Here is a 15,122-nt window from a genome sequence, read left to right as displayed (position 1 = left end):
AAAGAGGGCGCAGAAAACAAAAAACCCGCGCCTGGCGTCCCGAGCGCGGGTTGATGTGGCCGGTGAGGGCCAGCGATCAGTACAGCTTCTTAGGCAGCTGCATGCTGCGCACGCGCTTGTAGTGGCGCTTCACGGCGGCTGCCTTCTTGCGCTTGCGCTCGGCCGTTGGCTTTTCGTAGAACTCACGGGCGCGCAGGTCGGTCAGCAGGCCGAGCTTTTCAATGGTGCGCTTGAAGCGGCGCAGGGCAACGTCAAAGGGTTCGTTTTCTTTTACGCGGATCGTAGTCATTAGCTAATGTGTTCCAAATGTGCCCACAGAGGGTCGCAAGGAAGATCGGGCCTTGGGACCATGCGTGGCGGTTTCCCCGTCCTAACTAGTATTGGCCGACGGGGTATGCCAGCGAAGCCGAGCATTATAGCAGTCACATTGGGGAAATGTGCAAGCGTGTTCGGTATGCCCCAAGGTGGTGCGCATGGCGCGGAACTTGCATGTGTGCATATTGTCGGCACTCCTTCGCCGTGTCACCTTCGCAGAGACAGGAAACTGGGCACCAATGGCAATCATGCACCGCGTATCGGGTTGGCTGGGACGGCTCAGCGTCGGCCGCAAGCTCATGCTCATCTACCTGCTGGACCTCACGGCGGTGATCTACGTCTCCAGCATCCTGATCCACGAGAAGAACCAGGCGATCGACTTCACGCGCAAGGAGATCGTGGGCACCACCTATGCCACCGTGGTGCGCGATGGCCTGCTGGGCCGTTTCCTGCAGCCGGGCGAGCCTTCGCTCTCGGTGGCCCAAACGCTGGAGCGCCTGGCCAGGGTGCGCGCCGAGCACGACGAGGCCCTGCACACCCAGGAGGCCGGCCAGCGCTTCCAGGATGCGCTGGGGCGCCTGGGCACGGACGCCGCGGGAGAGGCCGATGCGCAGGCCCTCACGCGCTTGCGCAGCCTGCTGCTGCGCGACGGGCGGGAGCTGCTCACCACCGTGGGCAACCAGTCCAACCTGATCCTCGACCCGGACCTCGACAGCTACTACGAGATGTCGCTGTCGGTGCTGCGCTTCCCCGAGCTGCTGCAGGCGGTGCACGACACGGTGAGCTTCCTGAACTCGCCGCGCACCGCGCGCGGGCCGCAGTGGTCGTCCGAGCTGCTCACGCTGGTGGGGCGGCTCGAAGCCGTCACGCTAGGCATCGAATCGGACTACAACCAGGCCTTCATTGCCGGCACACCCGAACTGCGCGCGGCGCTGGTGCACGACCGCGGTGCGCTCAACGCCGCATTGCTGGAATTCCAGTCGCACCTGCAGGCCGTCGCCAGCGGTGAATCGCGCCTGACCATGGCCCAGCTGGCCGAGCAGGAGGTCAAGGTGCTGGGTGCCCTGCAGGCCGCCTGGGGTTCGGGCATCAAGGACCTCGACCGCCTGCTGCACCAGCGCGTGGACAGCCTGTACTCGCGCATGTGGCTGCACCTGGGCACGGCCCTGGTGCTGCTGGGCTGCATCCTGTCGCTGGTGACCCTGGTGGCGCGGCAGATCGCCAAGCCATTGCAGCAACTGGCCCGCGTGGCCGACGAAGTGAGGAAAAGCGGCGACCACACGCTGCGCGCCCACTGGAACAGCAGCGACGAGATCGGCCGCCTGGTCACCGCCTTCAACGGCATGCTGGCCCAGCTCGACCGCGAGCGCCTGCTGCAGCAGGAGCTGGCCGCCAGTGCGCGCGCGGCCGAGGCGCAGCGCGAGCTGGTGGAGGCCTTCCCGATACCGATCATGGTGACCTCCATCCCCGAGCACGAGGTGCTGCACTCCAACACCCCCGCAGGCCAGTGGCTCAACGGCCGCACCATCGACCCCTGGGTGGCGGGGCTGGAGCCCGGCGTGCGCGGGCGCTTCTTCCAGCGCCTGGCAGACCAGGGCTCGGTCGACGAGTTCGAGGTGCGCTGGAAGGGCGGGCCCGAGCCCTCGTGGGCCGTCTTGTCGGCGCGGCGCCTGGTGTTCCAGGGGCGCGACGCGGTGCTCACGGCCTTCACGCCGATCAATGTGCTCAAGGTCATGGAGCAGCGCCTGGAGCTGTGGGCCAAGGTGTTCGAGGCCTCGTCCGAAGGCATCATCATCATGAATGCCGACCAGCAGATCATCAGCGTGAACAAGGCGTTCTGCCGCAGCACGCACTACGACTTCTACGAAGTGATCGGCGAAGACCTGGGCTTTCTGCAGGAGGACGTGGCCGGCCAGGAGCCGCTGTCGGCCCAGATCAGCCGGGCCATGCAGGACAAGGAGTCCTGGCAGGGCGAGGTGCGCTTTCGCCGCCGCTCGGGCGAGACCTACCCGGCCTGGCTCATGGTGTCTGCGGTGCGCGAGGGCAAGGCCGGCGCCGTGGTCAACCACATCGGCATTGCGATCGACATCACCGACCGCAAGCAGAATGAGGAGCGCATCCAGTTCCTTGCGCACCACGATGTGCTCACCGAGCTGCCCAACCGCTCGCTGTGCGTGCAGCGCCTGCAGGCTGCGCTGGCGCATGCCCAGGGCCACAACGAGCGCGTGGCCGTGCTGTTCATCGACCTGGACCGCTTCAAGTCCATCAACGACACGCTGGGCCACCACATCGGCGACGGCCTGCTGCGCTCGGTCGCCAGCCGCCTCACGCAGGCCGTGCGCAGCCGCGACACCGTGAGCCGCCTGGGCGGCGACGAGTTCGTGATCATCATGCGCGACGTGGCCGGCCCGGAGGACGTGCAGCAGCTGGTCGAGAACCGCCTGATCCCGCTGATCCGCCAGCCCCACCCGGTGGAAGGGCACGACTTGAACGTCTCGTGCAGCGTGGGCATCGCGGTCTACCCCGAGGATGGTGGCGACATCGACGAGTTGATGCGCCGCGCCGACGCGGCCATGTACGAGGCCAAGACCACGGGGCGTGACATGGCCCTGTTCTACTCGGCCGAGACCGACCAGCGCGCGCTGGCGCGCCAGTCCATGGAGCAGCACCTGCGCCGCGCGCTCGGGCGTGGCGAATTCAGCCTGCACTACCAGCCGCGCATGAGCGCCCGGGGTGCGCGCCTGCTGGGCGTGGAGGCCTTGCTGCGCTGGAACAACCCGGTGCTGGGCATGGTGCCGCCCAGCGAGTTCATTCCCATCGCCGAGGAGACCGGCATGATCCGCGCCATCGGCGCCTGGGTGCTGCAGCAGGCCAGTGTACAGTGGGTGGCCTGGCAGTCGCTGGAATGCGAAGGCCCGAACGGCCCGATGGCCCACCCGCTGTCCATGGTGCCGGTGTCGGTGAACCTCTCGGCCGCGCAGCTCGGCGACCCGCAGCTCGTGCCCGACATCGAGGCCCTGCTCGCGCGCTGCGGCATGCCGGCGCACCGGCTGGAGCTGGAGATCACCGAGTCGCAGCTTATGGACCATGCCAACTCGGCCGAGCGGCAGCTCGCCGCCCTCAAGGCCCTGGGCGTGCAGCTGTCCATCGACGATTTCGGCACCGGCTATTCGAGCCTGGCCTACTTGAAGCGCTTCGACATCGACCGGCTCAAGGTCGACAAGTCCTTCATCCACGACATGCTCACCAACCCGGCGGACATGGCCATCACCCGCGCCATCATCGCGCTGGGCCACACGCTCAACCTCAAGGTCGTGGCCGAGGGCGTGGAAGACCTGGCCACGGCCCAGGTGCTCGGCGCACTCGACTGCGAGGAGCTGCAGGGCTTTCACTTCACGCGACCGCTGCCCGTGGCGCAGCTGGAGCAATGGGTGCTGCAGCACACCCAGCGGCCGGCGCATGGGGACTCGCGCTTCGGCGAGCTGGTGAGCATTCCCTAGGCACACAGGGCTTCATTTCGCTGGCGGGCGAAGTGTGCTTGTGCCTGGCGGGTGCACACTGCAGGCATGAACACCAACCAGATCGCCCACATCGCAGGCCTCGTCGGCGAGCCCGCGCGCACGGCCATGCTGATGGCGCTGATGGACGGGCGCGCCCTCACCGCGCGCGAGCTGGCCGATGCCGGCCACATCACCGCCCAGACCGCCAGCCGGCATCTCGCCCTGCTGGTGGAGGCGGGCCTGCTGCGCCTGGAACGCCAGGGCCGCCACCGCTACCACCGCCTGGCATCGGCCGACGTGGCGCGCGTGCTCGAGGGCCTGATGCAGCTGGCCGTGCAGCAGCCGACGCCTGAAACCGCAACACGGCGCGTGGTGGTGGGCCCGCGTGACGCGGCCCTGCGCACCGCACGCACCTGCTACGACCACATCGCGGGCCGGCTGGGCATCACCATCACCGAGTACCTGCTGGACGAAGGGGCCATGGCCTTCGATGGCGATGCGGGCGGCCACGTGACGGCGCAGGCGGCGCCCGTGCTGCAGCGCCTGGGCATCGACGCAGCCGCGCACTCCGCGGGTGGCGGCAAGCGCCCGCACTGCCGCCCCTGCCTGGACTGGAGCGAGCGGCGCATGCATGTGGCAGGCCGCCTGGGCGCCATGATCTGCAGCCACTGCCTGGCCGAAGGCTGGCTGCTGCGCCGCGCCGACAGCCGCGCGCTGGAGATCACGCCCGGCGGTGCCGTGGCGCTGCGCAACTGGTTAGGGCATGCGCGCTGGAATGCAGTGGCTGCTCACTGAATTCCGTGGGGGAGGGCCTGTGCACAAGCGTAAGCGCTGGCCCAGGCCCACTGGAAGTTGTAGCCGCCGAGCCAGCCGGTCACATCCACCACCTCGCCGATGAAATACAGGCCCGGCTGGGCCTTGCACTCCAAGGTCTGCTGCGACAGGGCGCGCGTGTCCACGCCACCCAGGGTCACCTCGGCCTTCTTGTATCCCTCGGTGCCGGTGGGTGTGAGTTCCCAGCGCGCCAACTGCTCGGCCAGGCGCGCCAGCGCCTTGTCCGAGGCTTCGGCAATCGGGCGCTGCCAGTCGGCCTCGCGCTGCGCCCAGGCATCGGCCAGGCGGCTCGGTACCAGGGTGGCCAGCTCGTTGGCGATGAGCTTGCGCGAGCGCGCCTTGGCCTGCGCCAGTGCAGCGGGCAGATCCACCGTGGGGGCGAGGTCGATGGCCAGGGGCGTGCCCTCCTGCCAGTAGCTCGAAATCTGCAGCACCGCCGGGCCCGACAGGCCGCGGTGCGTGAACAGCAGGTCTTCGTCGAAGGCCATGCGCGCCTTCTTGGCGCCGGTGGCGATGCGCACCGGCAGCGCCAGGCCCGCGAGCTGCGCATAGGGCGCCCAGGCCTCGCCGTCGAAGATCAGCGGTACCAGCCCCGGGCGCTGCTCGACCAGCGGGATGTCGAACTGCCGGGCCACGCGGTAGCCGAAATCGGTGGCCCCGATCTTGGGGATGGACAGGCCGCCCGTGGCGATGACCAGACTGCGTGCCTGCACCGGGCCGCGGTCGGTCTCCACCCGGTAGCCGCTTTGGCCATCCTCCAGGGCCTCGGGCGCGATCTTCTTCACGCCGCAGGGTTGCCAGTGCGTGACGCCGCCGTCTGCGCACTCGGCCAGCAGCATGGCGATCAGGTCCTCGGCCGAGCGGTCGGCGAACAGCTGGCCCTTGTGCTTTTCGTGGTGGGGAATGCCGTGCCTGTCCACCAGCGCGATGAAGTCCTGTGGCGTGTAGCGCGACAACGCCGAGCGGCAGAACTGCGGGTTCTGCCCCACAAAGTGCTTGTGCGGCGCCGAAGGGTCGAGGTCGCGGTTGGTGAAATTGCACCGTCCCCCGCCCGAGATGCGGATTTTTTCGGCCACCTTTTCGGCATGGTCGATGAGCAGGACCGACAGGCCGCGCTGGCCGGCCTGGGCGGCGCAGAACAGGCCGGCTGCGCCGGCGCCGACGATGATGGCGTCAAAGAAAGGAATGGTCATGGACGCCGCGGATTGTAGGACCCCCACGCACGGCCGGCTGCTGGGTTGCAGTGGACTAACATGCGCCATCCATCCCGCAAGGACTGCTCCGATGACCGCGATCCGCTATGCCGCCTGCACCCTGGCCCTGGCCTTTCTGGCCCCGGCCTGGGCCATCAACAAGTGCACGGATGCCGATGGGAAGGTGTCCTTCCAGGACGCATCCTGCCCAGGCCAGGGCGAGAAGATCGAGCTGCGCCCCGCCCTGGAGGGGGCCACGCCGATTCCATCCCCGCCCTCCACTTCCAAAGAGGGGGCGTTCGGCCCCACCTGGCAGCGCAAGAACTACCTGCAGAACCAGGGCGTTCCCCAGGCACGTGCGGCCCTGGAGCGCAACCAGAAAGAATGTGCCGCGCAACCCCTGGAGGGCGTGGCCACTGCGGGTCCGCTGCGCAGCACCCTGGCATCGGGCACCCAGTTTGCGCAGGAGCGGGCGGCCACCGCCGGCCAGGGCAAGGCGGCGTGCGAGGCCCGCAGCGAGGAACTTCGCAAGCAACTGAAAGCGCTGGAAGGGGAGCTTGGCGCCCCCTAGCCCTGCGCGGGGCGCGTGCAAGTCTGGCCGCGCAGAAAGAAAGGCGCCAGGGCGCAGGTGCCTCAGAACTCCGTGCTCACCGAGAACAGGGCGGTACGTGGTGTGCTGCGCGTCAGGAAGCCGGTGCGTACCGAGAGCCAGTGCGACGAGTCCGCCACGTTTTCAACGGCCAGGCGGAACACGGTCGGCTTGCCGCCAAAGCGCGTGGCATAGCGCAGGCCCAGATCGTAGCTGTCGAAGCCGGGGATGCTCTGCTGGTTGTCCACGCTGGCCATCTGGCGCGCCACTTTGGTGTACCTGCCGGTCAGGGTCAGGCCGGGCAGGGCCGCGATGTCCCACTCGCCGCCCAGCACCAGGCTGTAGTCGGGAATGCCGATGGCTTTCTTGCCGTCGTTGCTGCCGTTCAAGGTCTTGGACTGCACGGCCTTGAACATGGCCAGACCCGCATTCAGGCGCAAGTCCTTGGCCACCTCTCCGTAGAGCGACAGCTCCAGGCCACGGTTGCGCTGCTCGCCATCGACCACGAGGAAGTTCGCTCCATTGACGTAGGACACCGGCTGGCGGATCTGGAACAGCGCCGCGCTGGCGCCGAACGAGCCGCCGTCGTACTTCAGGCCCGTTTCGATCTGCTTGCCCTTGAAAGGCGGGAACACCGTGCCGAGGTTGGCGGTGGAGGCAGGGGCCACGGGCCCCTGCGCCAGGCCTTCGGCGTAGTTGGCGTAGACCGAGAAGGTGGAGGCCAGCTTGTAGCTGGCGCCCAGCGAGGGCGCGGTGGCTGTCTGTTCGAAGCGGCGCTGCTCCACGCCCGCGGAGAATTCGCCGATGTCCAGCTTCTGGTAGCGTACCCCGCCGACCAGGTGCAGGCGGTCATCCAGCAGGTGCATGGAGTCCATCACGGCCAGGCTGTCGGAGGCGCCATCCTGGAAGCGCAGTGGCACACCGCCGACGGGCAGCGCGGGCTGCGCGACGAAAACCGGGTTGTTGAAGTTGCTGGTGAACGCGCTGCCCATTTGCCGGCTCAGGCTGGCGCCGTCCCCCGTGAAGCGCGAATAGCCCACCACCACCCGGTGCTTGACGGGGCCGGTGGCAAAGCGCATGCGCCAGCCCAGTTCCCCCGAGCGCGTGGACGAGCCGGTCCTGAAGATGCTGGGCTGGGCGCTGAAGTTGCCGCTGGTCGAGGTGATGCGGGGGTTGCCTGCGTTGACGTTCGACTCCTCGTAGTTCACCCCACCGAGCACGCCGAACACGGTGGAGTCGGGCGTGATGTCGAACTCCACGCGCGCGACGGCGGAGGAGCTCTTGGTGTCGCTGCGGTCCCAGGGTTGGCTGATGGCCTGCTTCGTCGCTGGCGGTGCGGGCAGGGCGAAGCCATCGTTGAAGCGGTAGAACTGGGGAAAGCCGTCGAAGTGCCGGCGGTTCTGGGCCACATCCAGGCTGGCGCGCAGCCTGTCGCCCGCGTAGTCCAGCGCGGCCGACAGATGCTCGGTGCCGACCTGCTCGTTGGGCACGCCGGTGGAGCCGCCGCCCCGGCCGGCGGCATTGATGCGCACGCCCCATTCGTTGTCGGTGCCGAAGCGGCGCCCCACATCCAGGTGGGCGCCCGCCTGGCCGTGGGACGAGGCCGACAGGGTCAATCGGGTCAGCGGAACGTCTGTGCCGCGCTTGGGCACCAGGTTGATGGTGCCGCCCGTGGTGCTGCTGCTGGGGCCGATACCGTTGAGCAGGGCGCTCGGGCCCTTGAGCACCTCGATGCGCTCGAACTGCTCCACCGCGATGCGCCGCGTGTCCACCACCGCAAAGGTTTCGTTGAACGAAATGTCCTGGCTCAGCATGGGCAGGCCGCGCAGGAAGAACACGTCCACCGCGTTGCTCTCGGAGTTGGTGGAGCGCACTGCCGGGTCCACCGCCAGCACATCGATCAGCCGCCGGGCCTGGGCATCGCGCGCGGCCTGCTCGGTGTAGCCGCTGATGGCGAAGGGCGCATCGAGCAGGGCGGTGTTGCCCAGAGCCCCCAGGCGCGCACCCTTGGCTACCTGGCCGCCTGGGAAGGGCTGGTACACCTGGTTCGGGTCGCGCGAGCCCTCGACCGTGACGGTCGCCATGCTGCGCTCCGCCGTGCCGGGCGCGGCGGCGGCCGGTGCTGCTGCGGGGGCTGCCGCCGGGGCCGCGCGCACGGTCAGGGTGTCGCTGCCCAGGCGCACCAGGGCCAGCCCCGAGCCGGCCAGCGCGCGCTGTGCCGCCTCTTCCGCCGAGAAGCTGCCGCGCACGGCCGGGGCGGTCTTGCCGCGCAACAGCGCCGGGTCGGCGGTGAGGATCTTGCCACCCTGGCGGGCGATGCGGGCCAGGGTCTCGTCCAGGCCGCCGGCGGGCAGGTCCCAGTTCTGCACTGCGCCGGCCTGGGCTACTTGGGGCGCTTCGGCGGAAGGAGTTTGCGCAAAGCTGGTGCTGCCCAGGGCTGCGGCAAGGGCCGCCACGAGCAGGCGGGGGTGGAAGACGGGTCTGGGCATGGGATCGGGTTCCTGTACGGGGTTGGAAAAGGGCGGTTTCCTCTCTGTCCAACGGGTCCTGCAAAACCCCTCAATCCCGGCGAAAAAAATTTCAGGCGCCGATGGTGTCGATCAGGGTCAGCAGAGGGCCATAGCTGGTGACGCGGATGGGCTGGGTGTCCACCAGGGCCTGCAGGGCCTGCGTGGTGTCGTTCAGCCGGAACACGCCGAAGACCCGCAACCGCGCGGCGGCTGGGCTCACGCGCAGCAGACCCTTGCGCCAGGCAGCCAGTGCAGCGACCACATCGCCCAGCGGCTCATCGCGCACGTCCAGCACGCCTTCGGTCCAGCTGGCGCGGTGTGCCAGGCGCTCGTTGGCCATTGCGATGTGCTGGCCATCCAGCCAGGCGGCCTGGCCCTCGTGCAGGGTGCGCTGCACACCGTCACCGGTCTGCAGGGCAACGCCGTGCTGCAGCGCCACCACCAGGCTGCGCTCGGCCTCCTGGCGCACCAGGTAGCGCGTGCCCAGGGCCTGGGCCGTTCCATGCCGGGTCTGCACGACGAAGGGGCGGGGCAGCGCACTGGCCGCTGCGGCATCGCTGGCCACCTGCACCAGCAGTTCGCCCGAACGCAGCCGCACCAGGCGCCGTGCCAGGTCGAAGTGCAGGTCGGCCGCGCTGCGGGCATTCAGGTCCAGCGTGCTGCCATCGGGCAGCAGGGTGTGGCGGGTTTCCGCGGTGCCGGTGTGCACATCGGCCAGCAGCTCACCCAGCGGCTGGCTGCGGTGGACGAGGTAGCCGGCGCCCACACTGGTGGCCAGCAGCAGGGTGGAGCCGCCCAGCAGATTTCTGCGCCGGCGCGAGACCGGGTCCGGCGTGGCCGCCAGACTCTGGTGGACGGCCGGCAACTGGCCCGGGTGGCGCTGGTCGATGCGCTGGATCTGCTCCACGGGCCCGGCGAGCACGCCCTGCACGCGCTGCCAGGCAGCCGCGTGGCGCGCATCGGCCGCGAGCCAGCGCGCAAAGGCCTCGCGCTCGCCTGCCGACGCGCTGCCGGAGGTCAGGCGCACCTGCCAGTCCACCGCTGCGGTGAGGGCGTCTTCGGAAGGGCCGGGGGCGGTGCCGCTCATGGCGTCTCGCTGCCCGCGTCCTGCCGGCAGCAGTGCAGGTAGGCCTGCTTCACATAGCGCTCCACACTGGCCAAGGACACGCCCATCTCGGCCGCGATCTGCACATGCGTCAGCCCGTCGATGCGGTGCAGCAGAAAAGCCTGCCTCACCTTGGCGGGCAGGCCGGCGAGACGCTGGTCAATGGCCTGCAGCGCCTCGTGCAGCAGCGCCATGTCCTCCACCGACGGCACCGTGGCCTGCGGCAGGTCGGCCAGCGCCTGCAGGTAGGCCTGCTCCAGCTCGCGCCGACGCCAGTGGCTGAACAGCACCCGCTTGGCCAGCGTGGTCAGGAAGGCGCGCGGCTCGGCCACCTGGTCGAGCCCGCGCGCGGCGAGCACGCGCACAAAGGTGTCCTGCGCCAGATCGGCCGCCCCGTGCGGGCAGCCCATCTTGCGCTGCAGCCAGCCCACCAGCCACGCATGGTGGCTGGTGTACCAGCGGCCGGCGGTATGCGCGGGCTGTGTGTTCATGGCACTGCCGCAACCAACCAACGAAATTGCATGAAAGCCCTCATAAGCATGGACGCGTCGGCCGATCTGGCCTGCAATATCTTGAAAGCTGCGGCTGAGTCGTCCGCCACTGGTCGAGCACGCGCTGCACCAACACCAGGACCGCCGCGCAAGGGCCGCCCCGCCGCGCTGGCGGTGTCCCCCTTCCCGAACTACGCAGTAGTTCGAGAGAAGGGGGAAGGCGCGCAGCGCCTCAGGGGGATGGTCAGAAGGACGCGCGCATCGTCAGGCTGACGTTGCGGGGGTCGCTGTAGTTGCCGTAGTCCAGGTTGGCCCAGTACTTCTTGTTCGTCACGTTGTTGACGGCCAGGGTGGCGCTGAGCTTGGGGGTGAACTTCCAGGAGGCGCGCAGGCCCAGGATGGCCGTGGGCGATTGCTTCACCGTCACCGTGCCGCTCGGGTGCGGGATGTTGAAGCCCTCGACCGAGCTCTGCCAGACCAGGTTGCCGCCCACCGACAGCGGGGCCAGCGCGCCCGCGAACTGGTAGTCGGTGCCCAGCTGCAGCAGGTACTCGGGCAGGTTGGCGTAGATCAGGTCGGTGGGGGCACGCGTGACCTTGGCGCGCGTGAGGCCTGCGCTCACGCGCCACTGGTTGGTGGCCATGCCCGCCAACTCCAGCTCGAAGCCGGTGGACTTGGTGCCGTTGACCGCCACGTAGGGCAGGGTGCCGTCGGGCAGCGGCGTGGTGATGGCGCCGTCTCGCACGCCATAGTTGTCCTGCTTGGTCTGGAACACCGCGAAGTGCGCCTGGATGCGGCGGTCCAGCAGCTCGGCCTTCAGGCCCGCTTCGGCATTGCTGCCGATGACGGGCGACAGCGGCACGTTGTTGCGGTCCTTGTAGTTCTGCGGGTTGAAGATGCGCGTGTAGCTGGCGTAGGCCGACAGCGTGGGCGTGATGTCGTACACCGCGCCGAGGTAGGGCGTGACCTTGCGGTTCTCGTCCTGCACCAGGCTCTTGCCGGCGTAGCTGCCGGTGGTGCCGTAGGTGTCGGTATGGCGGTGCCAGTCGGTCAGGCGCACGCCGGTGAGCAGCGACAGCGGCTCGGTCAGGCGCCAGCGGGCCGAGGCGAACAGGCCGGTCTGCTGCGTGATCTGGGTGCGCCAGGCGCCGGTCTTGGAGACCGCGGGTTCGGGCGCATTGCCGTCCCAGGTGTAGATGTTGGGGATCACGTAGCTCCAGTTGGCCACGGAGCTGTAGCCATCGGTGCGCGTGGCAATGCGCGTGGAGCTCACGCCCACCATCAGGTCGTGCTTGCGGCCCGCGAGGTCGAACTTGCCTGACAGGTAGGCGTCCACCGTGTCCTGCTTTTCGCTGCCGCCGCCGACGGCCGCATACAGCGTGGTGCCGGCGCCGGTGGTGGGGTTGATGAAGGGGGCCAGCGAGGTGGTGCGGCCATAGCCGTAGGTGCGCAGGCTGAAGGTGTCGCCCTCGGTGTGGTTCAGGGCCGCCTTCACGCTCCAGTCGTCATTGAGCTGGTGTTCCAGCGTGGCGTACAGCGTGCCCGAGGTGCGCTCCCAGCGCGTCCAGGGGGGCGAGAAGCTGACCGAGGTGGGCAGGTCGATGGGCGAGCCATCGGTGGCAAAGCGCGGGATGGTGCCCCAGATCGGCGCCTTGGGCACGTTGGACTGGCGCTGGTAGCCCAGCGTGGCCACGGTGGACGGGCCCAGGTCGGCCTCGATGGCGGCGAGCAGCGCGGTCTTGTCCTCGGAGTAGCGGTCGCGGAAGCTGTCCTTCTTCTGCGGCGCGATCACAAGGCGGCTGCGCAAGCTGCCGTCCTTGTTCAGTGGGGCGTTGATGTCGAGCTCGCCGCGGTACAGGTTCCATGAGCCGGCGGTGAGCGCCACAGAAGCCGCGAACTCGCGCTGAGGGCGCTTGCGGACCATGTTGATGGTGGCCGAAGGCACGCCCACGCCGGTCAGGATGCCGTTGGCGCCGCGCACGATCTCGATGCGCTCGTACAGCGCAGTATCGAACTCCTGGTTGGTGCTGCTGCTGTAGGAGGGCAGGCCATCGATCTGGAAGTCGGTGATCTGGAAGCCCCGTGCGTAGTACAGCGGGCGCTGTGTGTCGTAGAAGCTCACGGCCACGCCGTTCACGTTGCGCAGCACGGCGTCGATGCTGGTCAGCGACTGGCGCTCGATCTGCTCGCGGTTCACCGTGGTGGTGGACTGCGGCGTCTCGCGCGGGGTCAGCTGCAGGCGCGTGGAGGCGCTCTCGCGCGAGCCCGACACGGTGACGCTGTCGAGCGCCTTGGGGGCGGTGATTTGGTCGGCAGAGGCTGCAGGGACAGCATCCTGGGCCTGGGCTGCGCCGGCCAGGACGGTGGCGATGGCGGCCAGCGCCAACGGATGCAGGCGGCAGACGGGCTGCCTACGGAAAACGGACATGGAGCACTCCTCGAGTTGTTGAAATCTGGCAACTGGCTGGCAGCGCTGCAACAACGAGAGGGAGCACGGCGTGGCTGGTCTATGGCTCCAATTGTAACTTTTAAATGACAATCATTCTTGATTGTGGTGGCCGCAAGACCGCCTTCCCAGGGCGGTTGCGTTGCTTTTGCGCCTCATTTGTAACCCCAGCGGCTGCTGGGGGAGACGCGCTCAGCCCTTCCAGGTGAACGGAAACTTGAACTGCTTGATGAAGCCGTTGGGCACATAGTCGCCCAGCACGCCGTACTTCTCGGGCCAGAGCTTGGTGCTCTTCACGGCGGTACCGAACAGGTAGTCGAGGAAGGCGAAGTGCGCGGCGTAGTTCTTGTCCAGTGCCTCCTGGTCCTGGCTGTGGTGCCAGTGGTGGAAGTTGGGCGTGACCAGCACGTAGCGCAGCGGCCCCAGGCGCACGCTGACGTTGGCGTGGTTGAACACGGCCTGGAAACCCACGACGACGATGTAGGCGTCGATCACTTCCTTGGAAAAGCCCAGCACGTAGATGGGGGCCAGCACCAGGGTGCGGGTGATCAACAGCTCCAGGATGTGCTGGCGCGAGCCGGCCATCCAGTCCATGCTCTTCACGCTGTGGTGCACGGCATGCAGGCGCCACAGCACCGGTACCTCGTGGTAGGCGCGGTGCGTCCAGTACTGCACCAGGTCGGCCACCAGCACGATGAGGAACAGCGCCACCCAGAAGTTCAGGCCCTGCACCCAGCCGCGGATGCCATCGCTGGCGGCCCAGCCGAAGAACTTGTGCACGATGAGGTTGGTGGCCAGCAGCACGAAGCCCACCACCATGTGGTTCACGATGAAGTGGTGGAAGTCGGTTTGCCACTCGGCGCGAAAGATCGGCTGGTCCTTGCGCAGCGCGAACAGCTTCTCGATGAAGATGAAGATCAGCGAGCTGCCCAAGAGGTCCAGGATGAACCAATCGAGGCCGATGTAGGGAGTGTTGTCGGGGAAGTTCGGGTCCACCTCCACCTTGTGGCCGCCCAGGATGGCGGCCAGCGCCACGGTGGTGAAGGCAAAGGTGGCCAGCCAGCGCGAGCGGTTGAACAGGATGTTGACCAGCGAGATGCCGCCCGCAATCGCCATGGCCGCCAGCATGATGTAGCGGATCACGGTCACGTCATAGCTCTTGCGCAACTGCGGCGTGGTCAGGTACTCGGGGAAGTGGAAGGCCAGAACCCCCAGAAAGCACAGGATGGCCAGCGTGAGCGCGATCGTCCCCGAGACGAGTCCGCGCCCGGTGCGCAGCGCGCCATGGCTCTCGGTGAATTCATTGAGCTTGTCGATTTCGAGCATGTGTTCTTCCCCTCTGCGCCCGGATCGTGGAGTGTGCTTGCCCAGGCTTGTGTACTGCGCAGTGTAGCGGGGCCTTGTGCATCCTTGTGTAACCGCCATCGCACGTAAAATCGGGGTCCATGAACATCCCCTCGCACCAGCTGAGCATGACCGTGCTCATGTCGCCCGACATGGCCAATTTTTCCGGCAACGTCCATGGCGGCGCCATTCTCAAGCTGCTCGACCAGGTAGCCTATTCCTGTGCCAGCCGCTACTCGGCCTGCTATGTGGTCACGCTCAGCGTGGACCAGGTGATGTTCCTGCAGCCCATCCACGTGGGGGAGCTCGTGACCTTCCTGGCCAGCGTCAACTACACCGGTTCCTCGTCGATGGAGATCGGCATCAAGGTGGTGGCCGAGGACATCCGCTCGCAGGTCGTGCGGCATGTGAACAGCTGCTTCTTCACCATGGTTGCCGTGGACGAGGACCGCAAGCCCAAGCAGGTGCCCACGCTGGCCCCCTCGACCGCCGAGGAGCGCCGCCGCTGGGATGCTGCCGTGATGCGCAAGACCCTGCGCAAGGAGCTGGCGGCACGCTTCGAGCAGGCGCGCAACGCCCCTGTCCCTGCGCCCCTCGCTGCCTGAGCCGCCAGCACACATGTGCTAACAGCTCCGGTGGCAAAGGGGCGTAGGCTAGTCCACTGAAACCGAGAAATCGGCTGTGCGTGAGGGTCTGGCAGGGCCGCACTCTAGGCGGCGGGCGCAGCCGGGTTGAACACCCGGCGAGCACGGCAACGACGAGTGCGGCCCCTGTCTGCTCCCCACGTCTCTGCGC

The 15,122-nt window shown here is 68.0% G+C and carries 11 protein-coding genes; 4 read left to right on the top strand and 7 right to left on the bottom strand.

Going from position 1 to position 15,122, the window contains the following annotated elements; translation table 11 throughout:
• Positions 1–76: 76 nt before the first annotated feature.
• Entirely contained in the window at positions 77–289 is a 213-nt protein-coding gene (rpsU, locus tag AC3WOH_RS33415) for a 30S ribosomal protein S21 (RefSeq protein ID WP_007833691.1), read from the bottom strand.
• A 265-nt stretch (positions 290–554) separates the two neighbouring features.
• Between rpsU and AC3WOH_RS33410 the strand changes: the two genes are divergently transcribed.
• The gene (locus AC3WOH_RS33410) at positions 555–3,815 is read left to right on the top strand and encodes an EAL domain-containing protein (protein WP_492233632.1); all 3,261 of its coding nucleotides are present in this window, start codon (positions 555–557) and stop codon (positions 3,813–3,815) included.
• 66 nt (positions 3,816–3,881) lie between these two features.
• Entirely contained in the window at positions 3,882–4,610 is a 729-nt protein-coding gene (locus AC3WOH_RS33405; protein WP_492233631.1) for an ArsR/SmtB family transcription factor, read from the top strand.
• Here the strand turns inward: AC3WOH_RS33405 and AC3WOH_RS33400 are convergent.
• Entirely contained in the window at positions 4,604–5,842 is a 1,239-nt protein-coding gene (locus AC3WOH_RS33400; RefSeq protein ID WP_492233630.1) for a BaiN/RdsA family NAD(P)/FAD-dependent oxidoreductase, read from the bottom strand. The two genes, AC3WOH_RS33405 and AC3WOH_RS33400, sit on opposite strands and share 7 nt — an antisense overlap.
• Before the next feature lie 91 nt (positions 5,843–5,933).
• Here AC3WOH_RS33400 and AC3WOH_RS33395 point away from each other — a divergent pair, with 91 nt between their 5' ends.
• Complete coding sequence (locus AC3WOH_RS33395) at positions 5,934–6,413, top strand: DUF4124 domain-containing protein (RefSeq protein WP_492233629.1); 480 nt, start codon at positions 5,934–5,936, stop codon at positions 6,411–6,413.
• A 62-nt stretch (positions 6,414–6,475) separates the two neighbouring features.
• Here the strand turns inward: AC3WOH_RS33395 and AC3WOH_RS33390 are convergent, their stop codons facing one another.
• The 5 genes from AC3WOH_RS33390 to AC3WOH_RS33370 all read right to left on the bottom strand — a co-directional run bounded on the left by AC3WOH_RS33390 (position 6,476) and on the right by AC3WOH_RS33370 (position 14,309).
• Positions 6,476–8,920 (bottom strand): TonB-dependent siderophore receptor, encoded by a 2,445-nt coding sequence (locus tag AC3WOH_RS33390; RefSeq protein WP_492233628.1) that lies wholly within the window; start codon positions 8,918–8,920, stop codon positions 6,476–6,478.
• A gap of 91 nt (positions 8,921–9,011) precedes the next feature.
• Positions 9,012–10,028, bottom strand: coding sequence for a FecR domain-containing protein (locus AC3WOH_RS33385; protein ID WP_492233627.1), 1,017 nt, complete (start codon positions 10,026–10,028; stop codon positions 9,012–9,014).
• On the bottom strand, positions 10,025–10,537 hold the full coding sequence (locus AC3WOH_RS33380; protein WP_492233626.1) for a sigma-70 family RNA polymerase sigma factor: 513 nt from the start codon (positions 10,535–10,537) through the stop codon (positions 10,025–10,027). The genes AC3WOH_RS33385 and AC3WOH_RS33380 overlap by 4 nt, the downstream gene beginning before the upstream one ends.
• Before the next feature lie 244 nt (positions 10,538–10,781).
• Positions 10,782–12,965, bottom strand: coding sequence for a TonB-dependent siderophore receptor (locus tag AC3WOH_RS33375; protein WP_492233625.1), 2,184 nt, complete (start codon positions 12,963–12,965; stop codon positions 10,782–10,784).
• Between the two features lie 210 nt (positions 12,966–13,175).
• Positions 13,176–14,309 (bottom strand): sterol desaturase family protein, encoded by a 1,134-nt coding sequence (locus AC3WOH_RS33370; protein ID WP_492233624.1) that lies wholly within the window; start codon positions 14,307–14,309, stop codon positions 13,176–13,178.
• Between the two features lie 119 nt (positions 14,310–14,428).
• Here AC3WOH_RS33370 and AC3WOH_RS33365 point away from each other — a divergent pair, with 119 nt between their 5' ends.
• Complete coding sequence (locus AC3WOH_RS33365; RefSeq protein ID WP_184865435.1) at positions 14,429–14,932, top strand: acyl-CoA thioesterase; 504 nt, start codon at positions 14,429–14,431, stop codon at positions 14,930–14,932.
• The last annotated feature ends 190 nt before the right edge of the window (positions 14,933–15,122 follow it).

Source organism: Acidovorax sp. FW305-C-20-28, assembly GCF_058783375.1.
This window is presented reverse-complemented; position numbering and strand designations above follow the sequence as displayed.